Source organism: Homoserinimonas sp. (assembly GCF_056262345.1).
The window spans coordinates 1-24,877 of record NZ_JBACFR010000209.1 but is presented as its reverse complement, the minus strand read 5'-3'; the positions used below and the strand labels follow the sequence as shown (position 1 = coordinate 24,877).

21 protein-coding genes are annotated in these 24,877 nt (G+C 65.4%); 11 read left to right on the top strand and 10 right to left on the bottom strand.

Going from position 1 to position 24,877, the window contains the following annotated elements:
- Positions 1-114: 114 nt before the first annotated feature.
- Positions 115-765, top strand: coding sequence for a protein-L-isoaspartate(D-aspartate) O-methyltransferase (locus tag AC062T_RS10025; RefSeq protein WP_476029646.1), 651 nt, complete (start codon positions 115-117; stop codon positions 763-765).
- Between the two features lie 27 nt (positions 766-792).
- Here the strand turns inward: AC062T_RS10025 and AC062T_RS10020 are convergent, their stop codons facing one another.
- Positions 793-1,008, bottom strand: a complete 216-nt coding sequence (locus tag AC062T_RS10020) for a putative acetyltransferase (protein ID WP_476029644.1) — start codon at positions 1,006-1,008, stop codon at positions 793-795.
- Positions 1,005-2,504, bottom strand: coding sequence for an SDR family NAD(P)-dependent oxidoreductase (locus AC062T_RS10015; RefSeq protein ID WP_476029642.1), 1,500 nt, complete (start codon positions 2,502-2,504; stop codon positions 1,005-1,007). The genes AC062T_RS10020 and AC062T_RS10015 overlap by 4 nt, the downstream gene beginning before the upstream one ends.
- A gap of 153 nt (positions 2,505-2,657) precedes the next feature.
- Here AC062T_RS10015 and AC062T_RS10010 point away from each other — a divergent pair, with 153 nt between their 5' ends.
- From AC062T_RS10010 to AC062T_RS10000, 3 genes are all read left to right on the top strand, one after another.
- A complete protein-coding gene (locus AC062T_RS10010) occupies positions 2,658-4,511 on the top strand; it encodes a hypothetical protein (protein ID WP_476029640.1) in 1,854 nt (617 codons plus the stop codon).
- An 83-nt stretch (positions 4,512-4,594) separates the two neighbouring features.
- Positions 4,595-7,144: a DEAD/DEAH box helicase gene (locus AC062T_RS10005; RefSeq protein WP_476029638.1), complete on the top strand. Its 2,550-nt coding sequence runs from the start codon at positions 4,595-4,597 to the stop codon at positions 7,142-7,144.
- A 53-nt stretch (positions 7,145-7,197) separates the two neighbouring features.
- Positions 7,198-7,668: a hypothetical protein gene (locus tag AC062T_RS10000; protein ID WP_476029636.1), complete on the top strand. Its 471-nt coding sequence runs from the start codon at positions 7,198-7,200 to the stop codon at positions 7,666-7,668.
- 3 nt (positions 7,669-7,671) lie between these two features.
- Here the strand turns inward: AC062T_RS10000 and AC062T_RS09995 are convergent, their stop codons facing one another.
- From AC062T_RS09995 to AC062T_RS09970, 6 genes are all read right to left on the bottom strand, one after another.
- Complete coding sequence (locus tag AC062T_RS09995) at positions 7,672-8,721, bottom strand: FUSC family protein (protein ID WP_476029634.1); 1,050 nt, start codon at positions 8,719-8,721, stop codon at positions 7,672-7,674.
- A gap of 39 nt (positions 8,722-8,760) precedes the next feature.
- A complete protein-coding gene (locus AC062T_RS09990) occupies positions 8,761-9,093 on the bottom strand; it encodes a hypothetical protein (RefSeq protein ID WP_476029632.1) in 333 nt (110 codons plus the stop codon).
- Positions 9,094-9,255: 162 nt separating this feature from the next.
- Positions 9,256-10,395 (bottom strand): winged helix DNA-binding domain-containing protein, encoded by a 1,140-nt coding sequence (locus AC062T_RS09985; RefSeq protein ID WP_476029630.1) that lies wholly within the window; start codon positions 10,393-10,395, stop codon positions 9,256-9,258.
- Positions 10,395-12,182, bottom strand: a complete 1,788-nt coding sequence (locus AC062T_RS09980) for a glycoside hydrolase family 15 protein (RefSeq protein ID WP_476029628.1) — start codon at positions 12,180-12,182, stop codon at positions 10,395-10,397. The genes AC062T_RS09985 and AC062T_RS09980 overlap by 1 nt, the downstream gene beginning before the upstream one ends.
- A gap of 9 nt (positions 12,183-12,191) precedes the next feature.
- A complete protein-coding gene (locus AC062T_RS09975; RefSeq protein WP_476029626.1) occupies positions 12,192-13,019 on the bottom strand; it encodes a siderophore-interacting protein in 828 nt (275 codons plus the stop codon).
- Between the two features lie 104 nt (positions 13,020-13,123).
- Positions 13,124-14,164 carry an App1 family protein gene (locus AC062T_RS09970; RefSeq protein ID WP_476029624.1) on the bottom strand — a complete coding sequence of 347 codons (1,041 nt, stop codon included), beginning with the start codon at positions 14,162-14,164 and terminating at the stop codon, positions 13,124-13,126.
- A gap of 169 nt (positions 14,165-14,333) precedes the next feature.
- Here AC062T_RS09970 and AC062T_RS09965 point away from each other — a divergent pair, with 169 nt between their 5' ends.
- Both AC062T_RS09965 and AC062T_RS09960 read left to right on the top strand, forming a co-directional pair.
- Positions 14,334-14,978, top strand: a complete 645-nt coding sequence (locus AC062T_RS09965) for a TetR/AcrR family transcriptional regulator (RefSeq protein ID WP_476029622.1) — start codon at positions 14,334-14,336, stop codon at positions 14,976-14,978.
- Between the two features lie 123 nt (positions 14,979-15,101).
- On the top strand, positions 15,102-15,515 hold the full coding sequence (locus AC062T_RS09960; protein WP_476029620.1) for an MmcQ/YjbR family DNA-binding protein: 414 nt from the start codon (positions 15,102-15,104) through the stop codon (positions 15,513-15,515).
- Here the strand turns inward: AC062T_RS09960 and AC062T_RS09955 are convergent.
- A complete protein-coding gene (locus tag AC062T_RS09955) occupies positions 15,512-16,243 on the bottom strand; it encodes a DedA family protein (protein WP_476029618.1) in 732 nt (243 codons plus the stop codon). The two genes, AC062T_RS09960 and AC062T_RS09955, sit on opposite strands and share 4 nt — an antisense overlap.
- 19 nt (positions 16,244-16,262) lie before the next feature.
- A complete protein-coding gene (locus tag AC062T_RS09950) occupies positions 16,263-17,078 on the bottom strand; it encodes an aminotransferase class IV (RefSeq protein ID WP_476029616.1) in 816 nt (271 codons plus the stop codon).
- 11 nt (positions 17,079-17,089) lie between these two features.
- Here AC062T_RS09950 and AC062T_RS09945 point away from each other — a divergent pair, with 11 nt between their 5' ends.
- The 5 genes from AC062T_RS09945 to AC062T_RS09925 all read left to right on the top strand — a co-directional run.
- On the top strand, positions 17,090-18,496 hold the full coding sequence (locus AC062T_RS09945; protein WP_476029614.1) for an anthranilate synthase component I family protein: 1,407 nt from the start codon (positions 17,090-17,092) through the stop codon (positions 18,494-18,496).
- Complete coding sequence (locus AC062T_RS09940) at positions 18,493-19,263, top strand: SGNH/GDSL hydrolase family protein (RefSeq protein WP_476029612.1); 771 nt, start codon at positions 18,493-18,495, stop codon at positions 19,261-19,263. Before AC062T_RS09945 ends, AC062T_RS09940 begins: the two co-directional genes overlap by 4 nt.
- Before the next feature lie 187 nt (positions 19,264-19,450).
- Complete coding sequence (gene leuS, locus AC062T_RS09935; protein WP_476029611.1) at positions 19,451-22,009, top strand: leucine--tRNA ligase; 2,559 nt, start codon at positions 19,451-19,453, stop codon at positions 22,007-22,009.
- 105 nt (positions 22,010-22,114) lie between these two features.
- On the top strand, positions 22,115-22,786 hold the full coding sequence (locus AC062T_RS09930) for a helix-hairpin-helix domain-containing protein (protein ID WP_476029609.1): 672 nt from the start codon (positions 22,115-22,117) through the stop codon (positions 22,784-22,786).
- A partial coding sequence (locus AC062T_RS09925) for a ComEC/Rec2 family competence protein (protein ID WP_476029607.1) occupies positions 22,783-24,877 on the top strand: 2,095 nt, incomplete at its 3' end. The genes AC062T_RS09930 and AC062T_RS09925, both read left to right, overlap by 4 nt.

The following is a 24,877-nucleotide window of genomic DNA, read 5'->3' as shown; positions in this document are numbered from 1 at the left end:
TGGTCGTCCCCTTCGCGCGCCCACTCGCTGGGCAACTCACGCTCTGGAGTTCCCTGCGGTCTTTCAGAGGGTGCGCAGAAACTGGGAGGGCGCTAGAGCAACGGGAGCACGACAATGACGACCGAAAGCAGACGAGTGCGCATGGTCGACCACGACCTGCGAGACAGGGGCATCCGAGACGAGAGGGTGCTCGCTGCGATGGCGCGGGTGCCACGCGAGGAGTTTGTGCCGCAGTATTCGCGCGCCTCGGCCTATGACGATAACCCCCTTCCGATCGGAGATGGCCAGACCATCTCCCAGCCCTACATCGTGGCGTTCATGGCGGAGGCGGCGCGCATCGCCCCTGGCGACACGGTGCTCGAGATCGGCACCGGATCTGGCTACGGCGCGGCGGTGCTTGCGAGCCTCGCGGCCGAGGTCCACACGATAGAAAGGCATGCAACCCTGGCGGCGCGGGCGGCCGAAACCCTGAAGCGTGTCGGATTCGACACGGTGCAGGTCCATGTGGGAGATGGAACGGTGGGCCTCGCCGATGCTGCACCGTTCGATGCGATCGTGGTCACGGCAACCGGCCCGGAGATACCATCGCCGCTCCTTGAGCAGCTTGCGGATGGTGGTCGTATCGTCATGCCCGTGGAGCGCCGCCGCGGGCACCAACAACTCATGCGGGCAACGAGAAGCGGCGACGACTTTGCTGAGGAGAGCCTTCTCGGGGTGGTATTCGTTCCCCTCATTGGGAAGCACGGTTACCAGCACGGACGATAAGGCACTGCCGTGCTCCGGCGTTATTCCTCAGCGCCGAGGCGACCGTGGCTGCGGGGCAGGCGGAACCGTTTTGGCGGCGACTATGTCGTCTAACGCAATAGAAACGAGCCCGCGTTTGGTCTCGATAACGCAGTGCGTTGCATCCGTTTGCCGAAGAAAGCCGACAGCGTCGGTGAACCCGCCATCGATACGCGAGCGAACGACCACACGCGTGCCGAGCGCAAGGCTGGAAAGGTCGGTCACCACGCTGCTGGCTTGTAGTCCTTGAGAAAAACGCCGAAAAGATCGGTGCCCGCCTCGCCCATCACGATCGGGTCATAGACGCGGGCGGCTCCGTCCACGAGGTCGAGGGGGGCATGAAAACCCTCCTCGGCGAGGCGGATCTTGGTGTGGTGGGGGCGCTCGTCGGTGATCCACCCTGTGTCGACGGCGGTCATCAGGATGCCGTCGGTCTCGAGCATTTCTCCCGCGCTCGTGCGGGTGAGCATGTTGAGAGCGGCCTTCGCCATGTTGGTGTGCGGATGCCCCGGCCCCTTGTAGCGGCGAGCGAACTGGCCCTCCATGGCAGAGACATTGACCACGTACTTGCGCCGGGAAGGCGATGCGGCCATAGCGGCGCGCAAGCGGCTGATCAGCAAGAACGGTGCCGTCGCATTGGCGAGCTGCACCTCAAGCATTTCGAGCGGCTCCACCTGCTGAACATGCTGGGTCCAGCTGTTGATGTGATCCTCGTCGGGGATGAGGCCTCCCGCATCGATTGCCGTGCCAGCGGCCAGCCGCTCGAGGGACGACGAACCCGCCATCATGGCCTCTGCTGCCAGGTGTTCGGCCGAAGTCTTCTTATCGGCGTCCACGGCAGTGCGGGCGAGCAGCGGATGCGCACTCACCGACGCAGCGATCGAGAGCGGATGCGCGTCATTGGTGTGCCCAAAGGTCACGAGCTCGGGCAGCGGGCCGTCGGGCAGCGGGGCAAGCTCCGCGTCGACGAGGGCGCTGTAGGCACCGGGCGAGCGACGCACGGTCTGGGCCGCGTTATTGATGAGGATGTCCAGCGGGCCCTGCGCCGCAACCGAGTCAGCGAGGCCGATGACCTGGGCGGGGTCGCGCAGGTCGATTCCGACGATTCGCAGGCGGTGAAGCCAGTCGCCGGAATCCTCAAGTGAAGAGAACCGGCGGACGGCATCACGAGGGAATCGGGTCGTAATGGTGGTGTGGGCGCCGTCGCGCAGCAGGCGAAGGGCGATGTGCATGCCGATCTTGGCCCGCCCGCCCGTGAGGAGCGCCCGTTTGCCGGTGAGATCGGCATGAGCGTTGCGCTTGGAGTGGCTAAACGCTGCGCACTCGGGGCAGAGCTGGTGGTAGAACGCGTCGACCTGCGTGTAGTGCTGCTTGCAGATGTAGCACGCCCGGGACTTGATGAGATGCCCGGCGACGGGAGCTTCGGTGCCGGATTCGAGGGGAACACCTCGCGTTTCATCGTCGATGCGGTCAGGAGCGCCCGTCGCGGTGGCCGCGACAACCGCGCGATCGGATTCCGCGATGACGGCGCGCTTTTCAAGCCGTCGGTTGCGCTTGACGGCCTTGAACATGCGTGCGGTCGCCTGGCGCACGGTGATGAAGTCGGGGTGCTCCTCGTCGATGTCATCCATCGAGGCGAGAACGCGAAGTGTTGTGGCGAGGTCGTCGGGATCGATAGCGACCTCGGGCAGGTCGGTCGACGATTCGGGTGCTGCAGTCATTGGGCTGATTCTACCTGGCTACGGCTGCAATTCCGCTGCGGAGCAGGGCCCGCGAGGGCGGGGCCGCGCGGGCTGTGGAATGCTCACGACGGGCGTAGGGTGAAAACGCCAGGCCAGCTTTGTTCACCCCCGATGACGGTGCGGAGGAACGCAATGACGAGCGATGATCACGCGGTCAACAGCGTCGCGCTCGTCGTCGTTCACGGCATGGGCCATCAGAAGTCGTCGGAGACGCTCCTGGAATGGGCGGAGCCGCTTGTGCGCCGCATCGAATGGAGGCTGGGTGTCGGCCAGGGTGTGCGGTTCTCGGATGTTGTGCTCGGTGACGATCAGCCAGGACGCGTGAGCATTTCCGCCCAATATCTCGACGAAAGCGGCCGAAGCAGAATCCTCGATCTCACGGTCACGGAGGCGCGCTGGTCTGATTCTTTTCTCGCGATGAAGCGCGGTGAGATTTTTAGCTGGGGCCTCGGGTTTCTCTGGCGGACCGTTGGTCGTCTCGGCGGGCACTTTACGCGCAACATGGGCTTGCTCGTCAGCGAGGCCAGGCCGCGCGGTCGCGTCGTCGGAGTGGGGTGGCGCATCCTCTGGTTAGTGCGGTGGATCTGGACGCTCATTGTGGGGGCGCTCGTCGCGGTTCTTGTGGCCGCGCTCTGGTGGTTTTTGTTCGTCGCGTCTCTCGTGCTGAGCGTGGCTTTGCTCGTGATCGGCCCGCTGCTGTTTTTGCCGGGGCTGGGGCGACTTCTGCAGGGGATGGTGGATGCCGTCGTCGACTTTGTCGGTGACGTCGCGGTGTGGACTCGCAGACCCGTGAGGGCTGCGGCAATGCGGCAGGCGGTGGAAGACTCGCTCACGGCTGCACGAGAGGGTCTCCCAGACCCGGCAACTGCTGAGACGCGGCTCATTGTGGTGGCTCACTCGGAGGGGGCGGCAATCACGGCCGATCTGCTCTTTAACCAACCCGACGGCATCCAACCGCCCCGCGTCGATGCTCTCCTCACGGTGGGTGCGGCGATCACCCTGCTCGGCGAGGCCCAGTGGGTGAAGGGCGCTACTCGCCCTGGCGCGGTGGCGGCGGCCGGAATCGGCAAGACACCCGTGCTCATTAATCCTGTGCGGGGATGGTCGCTTGCCGCTCAGCAGATTCGATGGCTCAACTTTTGGGGCATCTGGGACCCGTTCGCGGCGGGGCCGATCTCCACGGATGCGGCGGCTCGGCGGGAGCGCTGGTACGAGAGCTTTGGGCTGGAACCGCGGGGCACCCCCACCGCGAGGGGGCCGGAGGAGCACCCGCTACACAACACCGCGCTCCCTCTTACCGACCACCAGAGCTACGCCCAGAACATCGTGCAGGTGATCGACCCGTTGGCGCGCCTCGTGCTCGACTCGTCCACCGTGACGGGGCCACCATCGCCAGCGCAGACGGGCGCGATAACGCGCGATGCGGCGAAGGCTACGGGTGAGCTTCTGCGCACGCAGCTTCATGTCGAGGGTGTGCGCGCCCTCGGGCTCAATCGTGTGCTCGTGCTGTTCAGCGCAGCCCTGGTTGCGTTGGGCCCGGGCATCACGGCCGGTTTCGCGCAGTCGGTTCTGGATTCGTTGAGGGGCCTTATGGGGCAGGTGGGCGAGGCAGGCTGGCTTGGCTGGCTTCTCGGTGCCGACGGGGTGAACAAATATGTGGTTGCGGTGGCCTTCGCCGCGATCGGGCTGTGGCTCAACGAATTGCTATGGCGGCGATACGGCGCAATGGTGGCCTGGCGCAGATCGTCGGCGCTCGCCGCCGAGCGAAACGACGGCGAGCCTCCGCTCAAGGCGGAGTCGGTGTGGTGGGCGGGAACCGTGCTGAGGGGAGTCTTTCTCGGGAGCGCCATCTCCGCGCTGACGGCCGCGGGGCTGCAGCCGGGCTGGCTCATCGTGTGCGGCGTCGCGGCCGCAATCTTGTTTTTTGCACCGTGGCTTGGCCGCATCCCCCGCGTTGCCCCCGCTCGCCCGCCCTATGTGTCATAGCCCGCGTTAGCCCGGATAAAGCCGCGGGGTGTCGCCGCGGGACGCGAGAAACTCCCTGCCGAGTAGGGCAGGATCGAACCACGATGAATTCCGATGCGAGCACTCCCACCACCCGCCTGTTGCCGGAGCTCGCCCCTAGCCCCTGGGACCCTGACGCCGCATTCGATGCGTTTTCTGAGTGGGCAGAGGGGAGAGGGCTTTCGCTCTATCCCGCGCAGGAGGAATCGATCATCGAGATCGTCTCCGGGTCGAACCTCATCCTGAGCACACCGACGGGGTCTGGCAAGTCGCTCGTGGCAATCGGAGCGCACTTTGCGGCGATGGCGCAGGGGCAACGCAGCTATTACACGGCACCCATCAAGGCGCTCGTGTCAGAGAAGTTCTTCTCCCTCGTCGAGATCTTCGGCGCAGCGAACGTGGGCATGGTCACGGGCGATTCGAGCGTGAACGCCGACGCCCCCATCATTTGCTGTACGGCCGAGATCCTTGCAAATCTCGCCCTCCGCGAGGGTGCGGATGCCCAGGTGGGCCAGGTCGTGATGGACGAGTTTCATTTCTATGCAGAGCCCGAGCGTGGGTGGGCTTGGCAGGTGCCTCTGCTCACACTGCCCCGCGCGCAGTTCATCCTCATGTCGGCGACCCTCGGTGATGTGGATTGGCTCGCTCTCGACCTGAGCCGGAGAACGGGCCGACCGACCGCAACCGTCACAGGGGTCGATCGCCCGGTTCCTCTCCACTTCGAATATGTGACGACACCGGTGCATGAGACGGTCGAGGAGCTTCTGCAGACCCACCAGGCACCCGTCTACATCGTCCACTTTTCGCAACTAGCGGCCCTCGAGCGTGCTCAAGCGCTCACGAGCATCAAGGTTGCCAGCAGGGAGCAACGCGACGAGATCGCCGAGGCGATCGGCGATTTTCGGTTCACCACCAACTTTGGCCGCACGCTCTCTCGCCTCGTGAGATCGGGCATTGGTGTGCATCACGCCGGCATGCTCCCCAAGTATCGGCGGCTCGTTGAGCAGCTTGCCCAGCGAGGCCTCCTTCGTGTGATCTGCGGCACCGACACTCTCGGTGTCGGCATCAATGTGCCCATCCGCACCGTGCTGCTGACGGGTCTTACCAAGTTCGATGGAACGCGGATGCGCCAGCTCACTGCGCGGGAGTTCCATCAGATCGCGGGGCGAGCGGGGCGTGCGGGGTTCGACACGGCCGGCACGGTCGTCGTTCAGGCGCCCGAGCACGAGTCAGAGAATGCGAAGGCCGTGGCCAAGGCAGGGGATGACCCCAAGAAGCTGAAGAAGCTCGTGCGCAAGAAGGCGCCGGAGGGGTTTGTCTCATGGGGGCAGCCGAGCTTCGAACGGCTCATTGGTGCCGAGCCCGAGAAGCTCACGTCAACGATGAATGTGAGCCACTCGATGCTTCTCAACGTGATTGCGAGGGGCGGAGATGCGTTCGCCGAGACGCGCGCGCTGCTCGAAGACAACCACGAGCCTCGGCTCAAGCAGCTGGCGTTGCTGCGCCAGGCTCTCGCCATCTATCGCACCCTGCGCACCGCCGGGGTGGTCGAAGACGGCGGGGGAAGCATCCGGCTCACGGTCGACCTGCAGCCCAACTTCGCGCTGAACCAGCCGCTATCGCCGTTTGCGCTTGCCGTGTTTGACCTCATCAGCCCGGCTGAGAACGCCGACGGCTCAGTGGGGGAGTTCCCGCCAGGTTTTGCGCTCGACATCATCTCGATTTTGGAGTCCACTCTCGAAGACCCGCGGCCGGTGCTGTCCGCCCAGCAGTCGATGGCACGCGGCGAAGCGGTGGCTGCGATGAAGGCCGAAGGAATCGAGTATGACCAGCGCATGGAGCTGCTGGAATCGGTGACGTATCCGAAGCCCCTTGAGGAGCTGCTCGAGGCTGCATTCGCCACCTATCGTGCGTCGCAGCCGTGGGTTGGCGACTTCGAACTCAAGCCAAAGTCGGTCGTGCGGGATCTCTACGAGAGAGCCATGACGTTCAACGACTACATCGGCTATTACAAGCTCGCTCGCAGCGAGGGGCTTGTGCTGCGCTACCTGTCCGACGCCTATAAGGCCGCGCGGCAGACGATCCCGGATGAGCTCAAGAACGACGAGCTTCGCGACATTATCGAGTGGCTGGGCGAGATGGTGCGGCAGGTCGATTCGAGCCTGCTGGATGAATGGGAGGAGATGACCCACCCCGACCCCGAGCATCACAGTTCCGCGCCGGCGTTGCCCCCGACCCCGAGGGGCGTCACCTCGAACGAGCGAGCCTTTATGGTCTTGGTGCGCAACGAGATGTTCCGCCGTGTGCTTCTGGCCGAGCGCGAGGATTACGAGCAGCTCGGCGAGCTGGATGCGGCAAGTGGGTTCACGAGCGATGCGTGGCGCGAGGCCATGGACGGCTACTGGGCCGACCACGACGACCTGCTGACGGGTGCGGATGCCCGCGGTTCCGCCCTGCTCATCGTGGAGAAGGAGCCCGGAATGTGGCGTCTGCGCCAGATCTTCGACGACCCGGACGGCGATCACGACTGGGGAATCAGCGCGACGGTCGACCTCGCCGAGAGCGACGAGCAGGGCGTGGCGGTCGTTCGCATCACCGAGGTCTCGCGGTTGTGAGCTGACCTTGGCCAGGGCATGCGGCATCCATCCAGCATCGCTAGGGTGTTGCCATGCCAACCAATCCGTCAGTTCACCAACTAGCCGAGTCGCTACCCGGTTCGTGGCGGCTTGAGGCGAGCAATGTGCCGTTTTGGACGCGCGGGCGGGCCACTGGGCCCCGCTATCACTACGGCATCGCGTCGGCCAACCCCCTCGTCATCAGCGAGACGATCGAGTTCGACGCTGCGGACGGACGGCACCGAGTGATCAAGGGCAAGTCACGCTTCGTGCGCGGAGAGTTCGTCTGGCGCGGAGAGGGCCTTCGCAAACCGGTCGCCACGCGCTGGAGCGTCGCAGGCACGAGCCCGGAGCGCGGGTTGCTGGTGGTTCGATTTGCCAAGACCGTCGTGATGGCGGCGGGCCTCAACGTGCTGGTCCGGGACGATGTGGAGACCCTTGAGGCTCGGTCCGCTGTCGCCCACCATGCGAGTCAGCTGGGCATTTCTCTCGAGGAGTTCGCAACCCTCAACTGGAACCTGTAGGCGCTACGAGTCGGCCTCGTCGATGATCGCCTCGCGAACCCTGCGCAGGTCCTCAAGCAGAGAACCGATCAAGATCCAGTGCTCAGGATGCGGGGCCGCGACCGAGAGCGGCGAGGTGAGCGCCGGGGGCTCGGCCATCGTGGCGCTTGACGCTTTCTCCGAAGCCGTGGCGATCTCTGCGAGCAGCCTCAGATCATGGGCAGCCCTGGTGAGTTCACGGGCGATGGATGCTGCGATGGGTTCCTGGGGCAGACCAGCGTCGTAGTGATCGTGCACCGCTCTCGTCATGCCGATGGCCCGCGTCACAAGCACGTCGAGTCGCGCTAGCAGATCACGCAGACGCGCCAGTTGGGCGCGATGCTTCGCGCTCCGGGGGTTAAGCAGAAGACTCTCCTCGGCGTTGCTGATGGCTTCTGCCGCGCTCTTTTGAAGTGGGCGCAGGGATCTCGCGTGGGTCAGCATCGCCGAGAGCTGGTCCCGGGGAGTCACCGTCATGAGCGCGTCTGCCAGCGCATCGAGTGATTCGGCAACCTGTGCTGCAAGGCGCTTAACGCTCGTGACGGCGGGCGCGACCTGCACGGGAGGCACGATGGCCATATTCACGACGAGGGCCACGACAGCGCCGATGATGGTCTCGATGATGCGCTCGGCAGCGTAGGCAGGGTTATCGCCTCCGCCCACGGCGAGGACGATCATCGCGCTGATGGGGATTTGATTGGCCGACCCCGGCGAGAGCCGCAGGGCCCACGAGAGCACGAGTGCCACGACGATGAGGATGAGCACGACGACGCTTGAGTGCCCAAAGAGGAGACCAGCGCCATAGGCGAGCACGACCCCGAGGACAACTCCAAGGCTGCGCTCAATGCCCTTGGAGAGCGACTGGGTGACGCTCGGCTGCATCACCAGCAGTGCCGCAATCGCGGCGAAAACGGGCAGGGGCTGGCCGAGAAGCGGGGCGCAGATCAACCACGAAACGATGATGGCGACCGAGGTCTTGACGACCTGGATTACGGGGGCTCGAGCCGTGGCCCTCACAGTGGCGAACGGTCTCATGTATTCACCGTAGCCGCTTTGTTTGGCGGCGGTGGGGCGCTATTCGACCGACAGTGTGGGCAGCTGGAGCCCTGGCGCGTCACTGGGCTGCACGGCCTCGGTGTCGTCTGTTGTGAGCGTCGGCGGTTCGGCAGATGCCGGTGGCACCGTGGCGAGGGACACCGTGAGGGTGAGGGTTGCGACCGTGACGGCGCACGCGCTGACGATCGCGCCGATCGTGTGAGTTCTCGAGAGTCCGGCAGATGTGTGGATGTGACGGAGGTACATGCCGATTCCCGCGAGCAGGACGACACCAGCGACGATGACCGTCGCGATGGTGCTGACGGGCGCCGCGGAGTAGGCAGCAGCGAACTCTGCGTGCGGAAGAGACATTTCGGGTAACGCTCTCGGGTAACAAACTCGGGTAGGGAGTCGGCGACGGGATGCGGCTCAGGGTGGAGCAAACATCCGTCGTGTCGGCGGGGTGGGTGGCCCCGACATTCCGACAGCTCGCAAGTTATCAGCCGCCCAACACAGGGTCAAGCACCCGGGTCGCTACGGCGTGGCGACACCGTAGTCGGCCGAGGGCATAAGGGAGGCGCCCAGGTATCGCGCATACGCGCGGGCGCCCCGCTCGTAGCCTCGTTTCACCGTCGCCGACATGGTCGTGAACGGTGTCGCGGTGATATCGACGTGAGATCGCGCGATGGTGCGCCGCCACGTGGCGACCGTGGTGCCCCCTGCCACGATGACGGGCAGGAAAAGGCCGTTCTTGCCCGGTACGACGGAGGTGAGGTGCTCTGGCGGCACAGTCGCGCTGCGGTCCTGGTAGCCGAGCAACATTTCGTCGAAGCTGGGCAAGAGAAAGACCCCGGATGCCGACGGCGCCGGCCCCGAATCCAACAGTTCGGGGGAGAGATAGTAGACGGTATCGCCCACCGCGATGGAGGCCAGTCCTGCCTCGGCGACCGCGAGACCCCGGCGAGCTTGAGCGAGAGTGAGAGAAGCCCACCAGGCGAAATCTCGCACGGTAGCAGGGCCGTGCCCTACGAAGTACCGGGAGGCCATCTCGCCGAGGGCTTCGTCGCCCTCGATCCGCCGAGGGTTCTGTGCCCATTCGTCGAGCAGAACGAACGTCTGCTGCTTCCCGCTCGGGGGTCCGGCGCAGATGACGCGGCTGTGGGCGAGAAACCAGAGACAGTGATAGCCGCCCTGGCCAGCCGTGGGCACCCCTGCCTCCGCGAGGGCAGCGACAAGCGCTGCCCGGGTCAGAGCGCGCCCGCCTGCCAGCCGGTCGTGGGCCACGTGCGCCGCCAGATCGAGCATCCTGGCGGTCAGCCCCGTCTCGGCAAACCGGGGCGCCGCCGAGGCGATTGTTCGTGGCGCGGTCAGTCGGAGCATCCAATCGAGGTCCTCCGGGGCGACCAGATGGAGCGTGCCGCGCATGGGCCACGACCGCACGATGCTGCCCTCGCGAAGGGCCTCAGCGACGTCAGTTTCGGTGGTGCCGGGGCTGCGCAGCGCCACCGCCCATGTGGAGGCAGCAAGATCTTGAGCCTGGAGCGCGAACAGATGGCGGACGAGAGCGGAGGGAGTGAGAGCCGGGCCGGCCGCAGGGGCGACCTTCTGCGCGGTTAGGCGTAGCCGGGAGAGGCGCATGGCGTCCCGGCGGGACAGTGTCGTTGTCGTGGACATCAGGCGCTGGTCATCGCGGTTGCGGTGTCAATGGCCCCGGCAGCACGCACGAGGGCGAGATGCGAGAGCGCCTGCGGGGTATTGCCGACCTGACAGCGATGTTCAACGTCGTATTCCTCCGACAGCAGCCCCACGTCGTTGCTGAACCCGACCAGGCGATCCATCAGGACGATTGCCTCGTCGAGTCGACCGCTGAGCGCGTAGTGCTCGACCAGCCAGAACGAGCAGGCGAGAAAGGGATGCTCGCCCGGTGGAAGCCCGTCGATGCCGGCTTCCGTGCGGTACCTCAGCAGCAACCCGTCTCTCATGAGGGTGCGTTCGATTGCTGCGACCGTGCCGAGCATCCGGGGGTCATCGTGGGCGAGGTAGCCCACCTGGGCGAGCTGCAGCAGCGAGGAATCCACTTCGGTGCTGCCGTAGAACTGCACGTAGCTGCCGAGTTCCGTGTTGAATCCTTGCGTCTCGATCTCGTCGGCGAGGTCGCGGCGCGCGATCTCCCAGCGATCGACGGGCCCGTCGAGGCCGTGCTCCCGCACCCCGCGAATAGCGCAGTCGAACGCCACCCACATCATGACTCGGGAGTGAGTGAAGTGGCGGCTTGGGCCCCTGATTTCCCAGATTCCGCTGTCAGGGCGGTGGCATACCTCCTCGACGAAGGCCATGAGGGAGCGTTGCAGGGGCCAGGAGAAACGCCCCTCGGTGATGCCCTTGTCTCGGGCCCTGTGCAGTGCGAGCATCACCTCGCCAAAGACGTCACCCTGAAACTGTGTGTGAGCGTCGTTGCCGCGGCGCACGGGCGCCGCGCCGCGGTAGCCGGGCAGGGTGTGAACTTCAGACTCAACGAGCTCACGTTCGCCCCCAAGGCCATACATGATCTGGACGTCTGAGGGGGCCCCAGCGATTGCCCTCAGCAACCACCCGCGCCACGGTTCGACCTCGGTGCTGAACCCGCGACTGAGCAGCACCTCCACTGTCTGGGAGGCATCCCTCAGCCAGACGAAGCGGTAGTCCCAGTTGCGAACGCCTCCCCAGGTTTCCGGCAGGCTCGTGGTCGCTGCCGCGGCGATTCCGCCCGTGTCCTCGTGGGTCAGCGCCCGCAGCACCAGAAGCGAACGCCGCACTGCGGCGGAATAGCTGCCAGGGACCTCGGTCGACCCAGCCCACGAGGTCCATGATTCTCGCGTCTCGCGCAGCGAGCCGTCCACGTCAACCGGGCCAGGGACAGGCCGGTGTGAGGGGTACCAGATCAGGCTCAGGTCAACGGTCTCGCCCTCGGCTACCGCGAATTCACCGGCGTGCGCGTGATCGACAGCGGTAAGTTTGGGGCCGCGCACCACCACGGCGTCGGGGCCGGCCACGGCGACGAGCGCGTGATTGCGTTTTTCGGGTTGTTGGCGCATCCACGGCATCGCGCTTGCGTAGCCGAAGCGCACTCGCAGCTCGTGCTGCATCCGCACCGTGCCGCGAATGCCTCGCACGCGTCGAATGATGTCGGCACGTCGATCGCCCGACGCCATGAACTCGGTCGTCTCGACCTCGCCGGTCGAAGTCACCCAGCGGGTCACGAGAATAAACGTCTCGCCGTCGTATCGACGGTGCGTTTCGAGCACAGGGTCCGCTGGAGCAAGGAGCCATCGGCCGTGCTGTTCAGACCCGAGAAGCGCTCCGAACATTGACGGCGAGTCGAGGCGAGGAAAGCACAGCCAGTCGATGCTGCCGTCGCGCCCGATGAGGGCCGCCGTGTGGCGGTCTCCGATGAGGGCGTAATCTTCGATCCTCATCGGCATGGCTTGACCTTAGTCTTCGGGATCGCTCTCGTCGATGGGGGCGTGGTGATCACGCCCGGCTTCGCCGCTCTTCCAGTATCCGTCGACCTTGACCTGGCTTGCGGGCAGAGCAAGCTCTCGGCGCAGGTAGCGGCGGATGGGCACGAGCGCCCCCGCCTCGCCCGCGACCCAAACGTAGGTGTCATCCTCGATCGGGCCAAGGTTGCGGATGGCCCGCTCCAGGGCAGATTCGCCCTTGGGTAGCCAGATCACGTGGGCGCGATTGACATCTGCAGGGGAGAGGTAGACGGCATCGGAGTCGTGAGAGAGCTCGACGAACGCAAAGATCTCGACGGACTCGGGCAAGTGTGAAATCCAGCGGGCGACCGCGGGGAGCGCGGTCTCGTCTGCCCCGAGCACGACGCGCTTCATGCCAGTGGGAGCGGGGCGTGAGCCGCGGGGGCCTGCGATGGTGAGGCTGTCGCCGGGGGCTGCTGACTCGGCCCATGAACTCGCGGGGGCATCGCTGCCGTGCACAACAAAGTCGAGATCGAGTTCCGCTGGGGAATCCTCCGTCGCGGGCCGGAACGCGCGCGGGGTGTAATCGCGGCTGACCACGACGCCGCCCTCGGGGCGACGGGGGCCCTCCGGGGTCATTACGGGGACGCTCAACACGCCGGTGGCGGGGTCGGCGAAGAAGACCTTGACGTGATCCGCAGGGCCTGTGCTCGAGAAAGTGGCCAGCGAGTCGCCGGTGAGGGTGATGCGAACAAACGATGCCCCGATGCGGGTAACCCGCGAAACCGCAAGGGTGCGGATGGCAAATTCGTTTCGTTCAACGGGGCCGTGCTCGATCATCGGTGCCTCTTTCGTTCACATCTGCGACGGGATCGCAACTATCCACGCTAGCCCATGAGTCTCACTCAGCGGTTTAGCCGGCGCACCCGCCGTGACCCGTCTTGTCAGCGCGGGTCTGGCCCCAAAAGCTGCTCGGCGAGGCCCGCACCGTCTGGCGCATAAATGCGCCGCGTTTCGGCGGGGCTTCTCGCGTCATCGTCGCTCTTTCGTCCACCCGCGAGCACCGCCTCACCCGTAGAGAGTTGACGAATGGCAATGGTCTGAACCTGCCCCGCGTGCGCTGCCGCGAACTCCGAATAGATTTCTTCGTCGTGCTGGCCGTCGTCGCCCACGAGGAGCCAACGGATCTGAGGGAATTCAGAGGCCAAGCGTTCGAGATTGTGCACCTTGTGGTCTCGGCCGCTTCTGAACCAACGATCGTGGGTCGGACCCCAGTCGGTGAGAAGCAGGGGACCGCTCGGGTACAGGTGCCGGGCCAGGAACCTCGTGAGAGTGGGGGCCACGTTCCACGCGCCCGTGGAGAGGTAGAAGCAGGGGGCGCCGGGATGGTCGTGCAGCACTCGTTCATAGAGAACGGCCATGCCTGGCACGGGGCGGCGCGCATGCTCGTCGAGCACGAAGGTGTTCCACGCCGCGAGGAAGGGGCGAGGCAATGCGGTGACCATGACAGTGTCGTCCACGTCTGAGACAAGGCCGAATCGAACATCCGGGTCCACGATGAAGACCGGGGCCTCCGATGGTTCGCCACCGTCGATGCCGATGGTTATCGTCTGCCAGCCCGGTGCGAGATCTGCCTCGACCACCGAATCGATGACTCCGCCGCGGTCTGCGGTGACCGTGTGGCTAACGCCGCCGATCGTGACCGTAACCTCGACGTCATTGAGAGGCACGCTCGTGAAGCTCCGCCATCCCCTGATCTTGCGATACCGAGACGCGGAGCCCGGCTTGGAGAGCAGGACCCTGCCCAGCACGCGAACCCAGCCGGGAGCGCCGTACCCGGAGTACGGAATCACCGTGGGGGTGTGTCCTCTGCGACGGGCGCTGCGCTCGCGAAACTCATGAATGGTGTCTTCGATGCGAGAGGCGAGGTGCGGAACTGTGCCGGTCCCTAGTGCGCTCGGTGTCGCTGTGTGGAGCCGTGGCATAACCCCAGTCTGTCACGCCCAGGCGCGAGGGATGCTGGGGGCATGGTGCTCGGGTCGTTGGCACCCTGATAATTTGCCCAGACATTCGCTGGAAGTTGGCTCCCGCACGCCCCCACCTCGGGGGCGCGATAGAATCTGAAGCTGAACAATCTTTAGAGGAGCCCCCACCTTGCCCCACCCCGATCTGGACTCGACCCTGCAGAATGCGACCGCATCTCTGCGCAACGAACCGGTCCAGGCGCGAAGCGCCGCCCGCCTCACCCGTCTGCTCGACTCGGCCGCAGAAGTAATCGATGAAATCGGTTACGAGCGCCTTACAACCGCCATGGTTGCCGAGCGCGCCGGAGCCTCAATCGGCACCGTCTACCGTTACTTTCCCGACCGCATTGCGGTTCTCCAGAGCCTCAGCGTTCGCTTTCTGACCGACTTCGTGCAGGAGGTCGGCGACGCTCTTCGCGCCGACACCGTCACCGGCTGGAGCGAAGCAATGGACGCGGTCATCGAGACCGCCGTCAAGTCGTTCGCCACGAAGCCGGGCTTCCGTTCGCTTCGCTTCGGTGACGTCATCGACGTCCGCCCCCGCGAGGGCGACCGTACCAACGGCGCTGTCGTTGCCGCCGTCATCGTCTCAGCGATCGCCGAGCAGGTCGATTCCCCCGAGTCGGAGCTCCAGCTTCGTATCGAGGTTGCCCTCCAGATCATCGATGCACTCCTCGCGAGGGCATTTGCATTCGATGCCAACGGAGACCAGGCAGTGATCGACGAAATTCGCACCGCGGTTCACGGCTACCTGGCCCCCCAGTTCGCCGCATAAGCTACGCGATCCCTGAACGCCGTCGCATCCGAGAGGATGGGCGGCGTTCAGTCGTTAACGCGAGAGGATTATCGGCTGGCGGCTGGCGGCATTCGCCCCGCGTACGGTAGGAGAATCGAGCCGATGGGAGGTTCATCCGCAGTGAACACCACTCAGCGCACGAACCCGAGCGGCAGCGAGCTTCAGCAGACGGCGCGGGAGACGGCGCAGTCGATGGCCGACGTGACCGAGGGATATCCATTCACGCCGCACCTGCTAGTTTTCAAGGTCGCCGGCCGCGTTTTTCTCATCGTCACAGAGGACCCTGACGAGCAGATCATCACCGTCAAGGCCGAACCACCGCAGGTGGACGCTCTGGTGCGCGAGCATCCGACTGCCACTCCAGGGCGGTACCTCGACAAGGACAACTGGGTGTCACTCGGACCCGGTGTCGGAATATCCCGTGAACTCATCCAAACCGCGGTGCGAGATTCGTACTACCTGGCCGTTGACCAGCTGCCCCGCAAAGACCGTGACCGCCTGCATCCGCCCCGCTAGCGCGCCGAATCGTTAGCATCTGCATCGTCAGCGGCTGCATCATCGGCGTCTGCTGGGTCTTCGTCGACCGTCGTCGCGTCGCCGTCTCCCGGATGCTGCATGTAGCGCCGCTCGAGCCGGTGTAGCAGCCGCTTGCCGACCACCACCAGCAGGAGAAACGCGGCGATGATGCCCACGAAGATGTAGCCGGCGGTGTGCAGTTGCTCGGAGAGTTCGCGGTAGGAGCCAGCCGCGAGCCAGCCCACCGTGATGTAACCCGTCGCCCAGAGCACACACGCGGGAGCGGTCCAGGCGATGAAGGTGCGATACCGCATGGTGCTCATCCCCACGGTTAGGGGAACAAGCGAGTGAAGAACGGGCAGAAAGCGCGAGACGAAGACGGCAATACCAGCGCGTCGGTCCGTGTAGTTCTGCGCAGAGACCCAGTGTTTCTCGCCGATCCACCGGCCCACTCTGCTCGTTCGGATGCTGGGGCCAAAGAAGCGGCCGAGGGCGAACCCGATCGACTCACCGATAAGGGCTCCGACCACGACGGCGACGAGCAACCACACATACTCAGCGACGCTGCTCACCGCCGTTGCCGAAACGATCACCACAGTGTCGCCCGGAACTACCAGGCCTACGAGCACGGAGGTTTCGAGCAGGATCGCGATGCCGGCAATGATCGTGCGAAGCACAGGGTCGACCGACTGAACCACTTCGAGAATCCAGTCGAGTATTTCGTTCATAGCGGTGTCTTTCGGCCGATCACGGAGTGGTTAGCTCTGGTGCAGGCGCGAGTGGTGCGCGAAGGGTGTCGAGTCGTTTGCTCCAGAGCGCAAGCCTGCCGGGCAATTCCGCGAGCGGAGGCCCGTCTACCCATCGTTTCACGATCCTCGGCCCATGGAGAGCGTTGACCGCCCACACTTCTAAACCGTCGAGTTCGTCCGGAGTTGTCGTCTCCCACGAGAGGGAAACGCCCAGCGCCGTGGCAAGGGCGGTTATCGATCTCGCGGTCACGCTGTCAACACGTTCGATTTCTTCTGCTGGTAGGCACAGGATGTCCCCCCGCCACCACATCAGTGCGGTGGCGGCACCCTCCGCGATGTGCCCAAGGGGAGAGAGCAGCACAAGGTCGTCCGCTCCGCTGTCGGCGCGAGCCTGCGCCCGCAGGGTCTCGAGCGTCTCCAGGGAGGCACCCTTGATTGACGGAGTGGTTCGCGGGTCGTCGCCCTCGAACGTTGTCAGTGTCACGCTGCGGGTGAGTGCGGGAGCCGGCCGCACGAGAACCCGAAAAGTCCTATCGGCGCCGGTGCCCCTGAGTTCAACGCGGGGGAACCAGGCACCACGGCGTGGCAACTCGGCGAGCGTTGATTCCCACACCGCCGCGGCGGCATCCGCAGCACCATTGCCTGCGACAGTGCTCACCGACGACACAAAGCGCTCCCGGTGAAGGGAGAGGGCTCGAGCGCGGCCGTCCACCACGAGCCATGAGTCGGCAACGACGAGGGGAGCCAGCTCGCCAGGGTGATCCTCCGCTACGAGACGATCTCCCGACCACAGCAGACTCGGTTGCGCACTCATAGGGTTAGCGTATGCGTCGCAGAGTTATGAAACATCCGTTAGGGGAGTGGATCGACCCTTCCCAGGTGTTTCTCGCTTTGTTTGCCGATGCCCACTGCGCGTTCTGGCTCGATAGCGGAATCGACGCATCGAGCGGTCGCAGCGCCATGGGAGCCTCGTCACGCGTTATCTCTGATTGTCAGGATCGCCCCATCCTCGAAGCCCTGAGCGAGGAGCTCCACGAAACGCGCGCAGCAACCGAGCCGGGAGCGGACGGCTTCGGCCTCGGCTGGGTCGGCTGGCTCGGCTATGAACTGCGCGGCCAGACCCTGGGGGTAGAGGCGCCCCACCGATCCGAGCATCCGGATGCCGCCTGGATGTTCGTGGACCGCGCCGTCGTATTCGACCACGCCGCCCGCACGGTAGCGCTCGTAGCCCTTGTCGAAGCGAACTCCGATGGGGACTGGTGGGGTGAACTTGCCGGATGGCGTGATGAGGTCTGTGAGGCGCTCGCCGGTGTCGAGCGTGGCCGGGTTGTCATACCCGCCGATCCAGCTCTGCAACCGGGGGAGGAACTCGCGCGCTGGCACAGCGACGATGCCCGCTATCTCGACCTGATCGGGCAGTGCCAGGCGCACATTGCCGCGGGCAACGCCTACCAGCTGTGTCTCACCAACGAAGCATGGGTACCCGGCGAATACGACCCCCTCGCCAGTTACCTCACCCTCAGAGAAACCAGCCCGGCTCACCACGGCGGGTATCTGCGAGTCGACGGCGTCGCGCTGCTGAGCGCGTCCCCCGAGCAGTTTCTCGCCGTGAGCGCCGACGGCGAGGTCACTACCCGACCCATCAAGGGAACCCGGCCGCGCGCATCCGGCCACGAAGAGGATTCGGCGCTCGCCGCAGAGCTGCTCGCGAGCGAGAAGGAACGCGCCGAGAACCTGATGAGCGTGGACCTGATGCGCAACGACCTCGCGCGCGTATGCGATCCCGCCACGGTGAGAGTCACGTCGCTTCTCGCGGTGGAGAGTTACCCGCACGTGCATCAGCTCGTGAGCACGATTGAGGGCAGGTTATGCCGAGGGCTCGATTCGATCGAAGCGGTGCGTGCGTGTTTTCCTGCTGGTTCGATGACGGGCGCGCCCAAGCGCGAGGCGACGCTCATTCTCGACTCACTCGAAGCGCGACCGCGGGGCATTTACTCCGGGGTCTTTGGCCTGCTCTGCCTCGACGGTTCGCTCGATCTGGCCATGGTCATCCGAAGCATTGTGATTGATGCCAATGGCGCCACCATCGGAGCGGGCGGAGGCATCACCGCACTATCGGATCCACACGAGGAGCTCGCAGAAGTGAAGCTCAAGGCGCGTGCTCTGCTCCGCGCCGTCACGTCGAGCCGGGAGACGACGTCCCAGGCGGAGGAAAGTAGTGTGGCGGGGTGACCATCAGATACGTCGCCCTGGGCGATTCGTTCACAGAAGGCGTCGGTGACCCCGACCCCGGGTTGCCCCATGGCCTCAGGGGCTGGGCAGACAGGGTGGCCGAGTTTTTGGCTGCTACTGACCCAGACACGCAGTATGCGAACCTCGCCATCAGAGGGCGCAAGCTGCGACAGGTGATCGACGAGCAGGTGCAACCTGCGATCGATCTCGACCCCACCCTCGTGACGATGTACGCGGGAGGCAACGACATCCTGCGCCCGTCTATCGACATCGACGACCTCATGGCCGAATACGATGCCGCAGTCGAGCGGCTGACCTCATCCGGGGCCACGGTCGTGCTCTTTACGGGCTTCGACACCGCACAATCGCCCATCTTTCGACGCACCCGCGGGCGGACGGCAATCTACAACGAGCTTCTTCGCGAGATTGCCGACGTTCGCGGAGCGCTCATCGTGGACTACTGGCGCTTCGATGAATACAACGATCCGCGAATGTGGGACATCGATCGACTCCATATGTCGAGCATTGGGCATGCGACGATGGCGAACCGTGTCATGGCGCAGCTTCGAGCTGACCATGTGGTCGAAGCATCGGAGTTCGACCCGCTGCCGACCCGGCGGAGGATCGACGCGCTCCGCGACGACGCTGCGTGGGCCTGGAACTACCTTGGACCGTGGGTCAAGCGGAGAGTCACAGGCACCTCGTCAGGGGACGGGCTTAGCCCGCGTTGGCCCCACCTGCGGCACGTGGATTCACCTGGGCAGTAGCGCTGGAGCCGGCGCCGAGGAGCGCATGCAGCCCGTTGGTTCGATAGTCTGGAAGACGCGCCGTGCGCGCTGGCTTCGCGGCCAACGCCCACGAGCCCCGTTCGGCCTTCCCCCTGGCTGAATTGAGGGCGACGACCATGATCGTCGCGGCGCCGGCACCGACTCCCGCAACGAATTGAGATGACCTGTGGCCCAGCAGCACGAAGACTCCAACGACTACGACTTCTCGCAGATGCAGCAGAAGTGGCAGGCCGTGTGGGATGAGCTGAAGCCGTTCAGCACAGAAAACGCCAGCGATACGCGCCCGCGCAAGTATGTGCTCGATATGTTCCCCTACCCGTCGGGCGACCTGCACATGGGTCACGCCGAGGCGTATGCGCTGGGAGATGTCATCGCCCGCTACTGGCGCCAGCAGGGCTTCAACGTGCTTCACCCGATCGGCTGGGACTCGTTCGGTCTGCCGGCAGAGAACGCCGCAATCGTCCGTGGCATCGACCCGCGCGAGTGGACCTACGCCAATATCGACCAGCAGAAGCGCAGCATGAAGCTGTACGCGGCGTCGTTCGACTGGGACCGCACGATCCACACAAGCGACCCCGAGTACTACAAATGGAACCAGTGGCTGTTCCTCAAGATGTACGAGAAGGGCCTCGCCTACCGCAAGGCATCCTGGGTCAACTGGTGCCCCAACGACCAGACCGTTCTCGCCAACGAGCAGGTCGTCGACGGCACGTGTGAGCGCTGTGGCGCGACGGCGGAGAAGAAAAAGCTCACGCAGTGGTACCTGCGCATTACCGACTACGCCGACCGCTTGCTCGACGACCTCAACCAGCTTGAGGGCAGCTGGCCGTCCAAGGTGCTCGCGATGCAGCGCAACTGGATCGGTCGCTCAATCGGTGCCGATGTCGACTTTGAGATCGAGGGTCGCACTGAGCCCGTCACCGTCTTCACCACCCGGCCCGACACCCTGTTCGGCGCGACCTTCATGGTCGTCGCCCCCGACTCCGACCTCGCCGCAGAGTTGATCGACGGAGCTGAGGATGCGGTCAAGGCCGAATTCGCCGCCTACCTCACGCAGGTGCAGAAAAAGTCTGAGATCGACCGTCAGGACGCGACCAAGGAGAAGACGGGCGTCTTTCTCCACCGCTACGCCATCAACCCCGTCAACGGAGAACGCCTTCCCATCTGGGCCGCCGACTACGTGCTGTCGGACTACGGCACCGGCGCCATCATGGCCGTTCCCGCGCACGACCAGCGCGACCTTGATTTTGCCCGTGCCTTCGGATTGCCGATCCGCGTGGTCGTCGACACCAACGCTCCCGTCACCGGGGCGATCCCCGTCATCGAGACCGACGAGAATGGCGACCCGGTGCTGCCCGATCTCCCCGAGAGCGACCCCGCCGTCACGGGCGAGGCGCTCGGAGGCGAGGGACGGATGATCAATTCCGGTCCGCTCGACGGGCTCAGCAAGGCGAATGCGATCAAGCGCATCGTCGAGCAGCTTGAGGCTGATGGAAAGGGCCGCTCTGCCCGCAACTACCGGTTGCGCGACTGGCTCATCTCCCGTCAGCGTTACTGGGGCACACCCATCCCCATCATTCACGGCGAAGACGGTTCGCTGATCCCCGTTCCCGAGGATCAGCTTCCCGTTGTTCTGCCGCCGTCGGAGGGCCTCGACCTCAAGCCGAAGGGCTCGTCGCCGCTGGGTGCCGCCGAGGACTGGGTCAACGTTCCCAACCCGATCGATGGCACTCCCGCCCGTCGCGACCCCGACACGATGGATACGTTCGTCGACAGCTCGTGGTACTTCTTGCGGTTCCTCAACCCGCACGACGACACCCAGGCGTTCGACCCCAAGGAGGCCGAGAAGTGGGCCCCCGTCGATCAGTACGTCGGCGGCGTGACGCACGCCATCCTGCACCTGCTCTACGCGCGCTTCATCACCAAGGTTCTCTACGACCTCGGGTACCTGTCATTCACGGAGCCGTTCAGTGCCCTGCTCAACCAGGGCATGGTGCTCATGGATGGCTCGGCAATGAGCAAGTCAAAGGGCAACATCGTTCAGCTGAGCGAGCAGCTCGATAAGCACGGTGTGGATGCTGTTCGTCTCACGATGGCGTTTGCTGGTCCGCCGGAGGACGACATTGACTGGGCGGATGTTTCGCCTCACTCGTCCGCCAAGTTCCTGGCTCGCGCCTGGCGCCTGGCTGGCGATGTCACGAGCGCACCCGAGGTCGAGTGGAAAACGGGCAACGAAGCACTTCGTCGCGTTACCCACCGCTTCTTGGCCGACGCGCCGGGGCTCATCGAGGCGTTCAAGTTCAACGTTGTCGTTGCGCGCATCATGGACCTCGTCAACGCCACCCGCAAGGCGATTGATGGCGGTGTCGGAGGGGCGGATGCTGCCGTGCGCGAGGCTACGGAGACGGTCGCTCTCGGCCTGAGCCTGTTCGCCCCGTACACCGCTGAGGACATGTGGCAGAAGCTCGGCTACGAGGCCTCCGTGGCCACGTACGGCTGGCGCAAGGCCGACCCGGTGCTGCTCGTGGAGCAGTCCGTCACTGCCGTCGTGCAGGTAGACGGCAAGGTGCGCGACAAGCTTGAGGTGAGCCCCACGATTGACCCGGCGGAGCTTGAAGCTCTCGCCCTGGCAACGGCTGGTGCTATCCGCGCTGTCGGAGACCGCGAGATCGTCAATGTGATCGTGCGTGCTCCGAAGATCGTGAGCATCTCGACCAAGAAGTAGCTCACCCTAGCGCGAAGGCTCCTCCACCGGTATCCGGTGGGGGAGCCTTCCCCGTTTGACCGGAAGGTTGCTGGCACAGCGAGTCTCCGCTCCTAAGTTCGCCCCATGGGATTGCCAGAGCGCGCGGCGGACGGCCAGCACAGCCGCGTGTCGAACGGGGCAGCGCCCGGCGGCATCGGGGCCTTGACGTCGGCACCACCGCGAGTGAAGGTGCGGCTGGGGGTTGTTTTCGTTCTCGCCTTACTGGGCGTTTCGGCCATGGTGCTCGCGAGCGCGTTCGGGGCCGCAGGAGAAACCGAGACCATCGTCGATCAACCGCCGTCGGCATCCTCGACTCCCCGCGTCATTGCCGTCTACGTGCACGTCGTCGGGGCGGTGGCTGCTCCCGGGCTCTACCGTCTGAACGATGGTGCGCGCGGGGTCGATGCCGTTGCTGCAGCGGGCGGTTTCTCCGCCGACGCCGACCGTGGCCAACTTAATCTGGCCCGCCCGGTGAGTGACGGGGAGCAGATCTACGTTCCGATTGTCGGCGAAGCCCCCGTGCCCCCGGGCGCATCTGCGGCGGGTGGCTCACCTGGGGGGTCTGGCCTCGTCAATGTGAACACCGCTGATTCGGCCGCCCTCGAGACACTGCCGCGCATAGGACCTGCCGTAGCCCAGCGCATCATCGACTGGCGCGAAACCAACGGTCGATTTGCCACCGTCGACGACCTCTTGGCGGTGCCGGGCATCGGGGAGAAGACCCTGGATGGCTTTCGCTCGCTCGTGACAGTGTGATCGAGGCGCCTCCCGGCACGGACCTCAGGTTGGTTGTGCCCGCCGCCGCTGCGTGGGCGGCAGCCGCCATCGCGATCGGAATCGACGCGCTCCCCGCCCTGGCGGCGTGGGTCACGACGGGAGTATCGCTTGCTCTCGTTGCGGTCGCTCTTGTCGACAGCCGTCGGCGGTCGGTCTGGGCCGCCGCTTCGCTCGCCCTTTTGGGTATCGGCGGGGTTCTCCTCAGCGCGAGCGGCGCGGCCGAGGGGCGAAACCCCGCCGAGTTTCGGCATGCTGCGGCGCAGTCGAGGCAGGTGACGGTCGTGGCCACCGTGACTCAGACGGTGCACCGTCCCGTAGAGTCCGACACCGCTTCTGCCGACCAGAACGGGGACGTTGCGAACCACATCACGCCGACTGCGGGGAGCTGGCGTGGCTCAGCCCCCGGGCCCTTCCGCGCCACGGTCTCGCGACTTGCTGTCGGGTACAACGCCCCGGCGTCGGCCCTCGATGAGCGCACCTTCTCGGTTCCGGTGATGATTTTCGGGTCAGTGCACGGCGGCAATGCTGCGGTGGGAGACACGGTGCGGGTGTCAGGGTCGCTGATCGCCGGAGAGCCGGGCGATGGCACCGCGTATCGCATCTTCGCCGCGGATGATGCCGAGGTTGTTGAGCAAGGAGAGGGAATCGTCTCTGCCGCGGCGGGCATGCGCGCGAGGTTTCTCGATGTCGTCGGCTCGCTCCCCGGAGATGGCGGCAGCTTGCTGCCGGGATTGGCGATTGGGGATACCACGCTCGTGAGCGATGACCTCGACGAGGCCATGAAGCTCAGTGCACTGAGCCACCTCACCGCGGTCTCGGGCGCGAACTGCGCGATCATCGTTGCGCTCGTCATGGCGCTGGGCGCGAGGCTGCGGTGGTCTCGAGGGCTGCGAATCGTCACAGCGGTCGCGGTGCTCTGCGGGTTCGTCGTGCTGGTTACACCCGAGCCGAGCGTGCTGCGCGCCGCGGTCATGGCCCTTGCTGTGCTCTCCGGGCGCTTTATGGGCCGCGGGGCTGGCGGGCTCCCCGCACTCGCCCTGGCCGTGCTCGTGTTGCTCCTTATCGACCCGTGGCTCGCCAGGAACCTGGGGTTCACCCTGTCCGTTCTCGCGACAGCGGGGCTGCTCGTGTTGGCGGCGCCGCTCACCGAGGTTCTTGGGCGGTTCTTGCCGCGCCCTATCGCAGCCGTGATTGCCCTGCCCCTTGCTGCTCAGCTTGCGTGCCAGCCCGTCATTATCTTGCTTTCGCCGAGCATCCCCGTCTGGGGAGTGGTGGCGAACATCCTCGCGGCCCCGGCTGCGCCCGTGGCCACCGTCGTCGGCCTTGCGGCCTGCATTGTGGCGGGGCTTTGGCCCCCTCTCGCGCAGCTCATTGCGTTGGTCGCCTGGGTTCCGGCAGCCTGGATCGCCGCGGTGGCGACGTGGTTCGCGGGTTTGCCGAACTCGCAGATCCCGTGGTGGGAGGGCGTGGCAGGGCTAGCTGCCTGTGCGGCGGTCTCCACGTGCGCTCTTATGGCGGTTCTCGTTCGCCGGAGAGCGGTTCGATCGTCTGCGGCGATGGCGCTCGCCTGCATTGCGATAGTTGCAGCAGGGTCAGCTGTGGGCAGCGCGCTGCGTAGCGCGGCCACGACCCCGCAGGACTGGCAGTTCGCGGCGTGCGACGTTGGCCAGGGGGATGCACTGGTCATCAGAAGCGCAGGAGAAGTCGCGCTCATTGATACCGGCCAAGAGCCCGAGTTGATCTCCGCGTGCCTCAATCGGCTTGGCGTCGACCGGATCGACCTTGTCGTGTTGACCCACTTTGATGCCGATCATGTGGGCGGTGCCGAGGCGGTGCTCGGCCGGGTCAAGGTTGTCCTCGCGGGCCCCCCTGGTGGTCAGCGCGATGAGGCGCTGCTTAAGCGTTTTGAGCAGTCCGGCTCCGAAGTGCTGACGGCTACTCGTGGCCTGGCGGGAACCCTGGGGGAGCATCGCTGGACGGTTCTCTGGCCCCCTCGTTCAGCATCACCCGGGCCCGGCAACGACGCGAGTGTCGTGACCGCGTTTACGGGCGGTCCGGCCTGCGAAACAT

What these genes read in the sequence shown, in the direction of transcription:
- AC062T_RS10025 (WP_476029646.1), top strand. Translation starts at nt 115, where the DNA reads ATGACGACCGAAAGCAGACGAGTGCGCATGGTCGACCACGACCTGCGA.
- AC062T_RS10015 (WP_476029642.1), bottom strand. Translation starts at nt 2,504, where the DNA reads ATGACTGCAGCACCCGAATCGTCGACCGACCTGCCCGAGGTCGCTATC.
- AC062T_RS10010 (WP_476029640.1), top strand. Translation starts at nt 2,658, where the DNA reads ATGACGAGCGATGATCACGCGGTCAACAGCGTCGCGCTCGTCGTCGTT.
- AC062T_RS10005 (WP_476029638.1), top strand. Translation starts at nt 4,595, where the DNA reads ATGAATTCCGATGCGAGCACTCCCACCACCCGCCTGTTGCCGGAGCTC.
- AC062T_RS10000 (WP_476029636.1), top strand. Translation starts at nt 7,198, where the DNA reads ATGCCAACCAATCCGTCAGTTCACCAACTAGCCGAGTCGCTACCCGGT.
- AC062T_RS09995 (WP_476029634.1), bottom strand. Translation starts at nt 8,721, where the DNA reads ATGAGACCGTTCGCCACTGTGAGGGCCACGGCTCGAGCCCCCGTAATC.
- AC062T_RS09990 (WP_476029632.1), bottom strand. Translation starts at nt 9,093, where the DNA reads ATGTCTCTTCCGCACGCAGAGTTCGCTGCTGCCTACTCCGCGGCGCCC.
- AC062T_RS09985 (WP_476029630.1), bottom strand. Translation starts at nt 10,395, where the DNA reads ATGTCCACGACAACGACACTGTCCCGCCGGGACGCCATGCGCCTCTCC.
- AC062T_RS09980 (WP_476029628.1), bottom strand. Translation starts at nt 12,182, where the DNA reads ATGCCGATGAGGATCGAAGATTACGCCCTCATCGGAGACCGCCACACG.
- AC062T_RS09975 (WP_476029626.1), bottom strand. Translation starts at nt 13,019, where the DNA reads ATGATCGAGCACGGCCCCGTTGAACGAAACGAATTTGCCATCCGCACC.
- AC062T_RS09970 (WP_476029624.1), bottom strand. Translation starts at nt 14,164, where the DNA reads ATGCCACGGCTCCACACAGCGACACCGAGCGCACTAGGGACCGGCACA.
- AC062T_RS09960 (WP_476029620.1), top strand. Translation starts at nt 15,102, where the DNA reads ATGGGAGGTTCATCCGCAGTGAACACCACTCAGCGCACGAACCCGAGC.
- AC062T_RS09955 (WP_476029618.1), bottom strand. Translation starts at nt 16,243, where the DNA reads ATGAACGAAATACTCGACTGGATTCTCGAAGTGGTTCAGTCGGTCGAC.
- AC062T_RS09950 (WP_476029616.1), bottom strand. Translation starts at nt 17,078, where the DNA reads ATGAGTGCGCAACCGAGTCTGCTGTGGTCGGGAGATCGTCTCGTAGCG.
- AC062T_RS09945 (WP_476029614.1), top strand. Translation starts at nt 17,090, where the DNA reads ATGCGTCGCAGAGTTATGAAACATCCGTTAGGGGAGTGGATCGACCCT.
- AC062T_RS09930 (WP_476029609.1), top strand. Translation starts at nt 22,115, where the DNA reads ATGGGATTGCCAGAGCGCGCGGCGGACGGCCAGCACAGCCGCGTGTCG.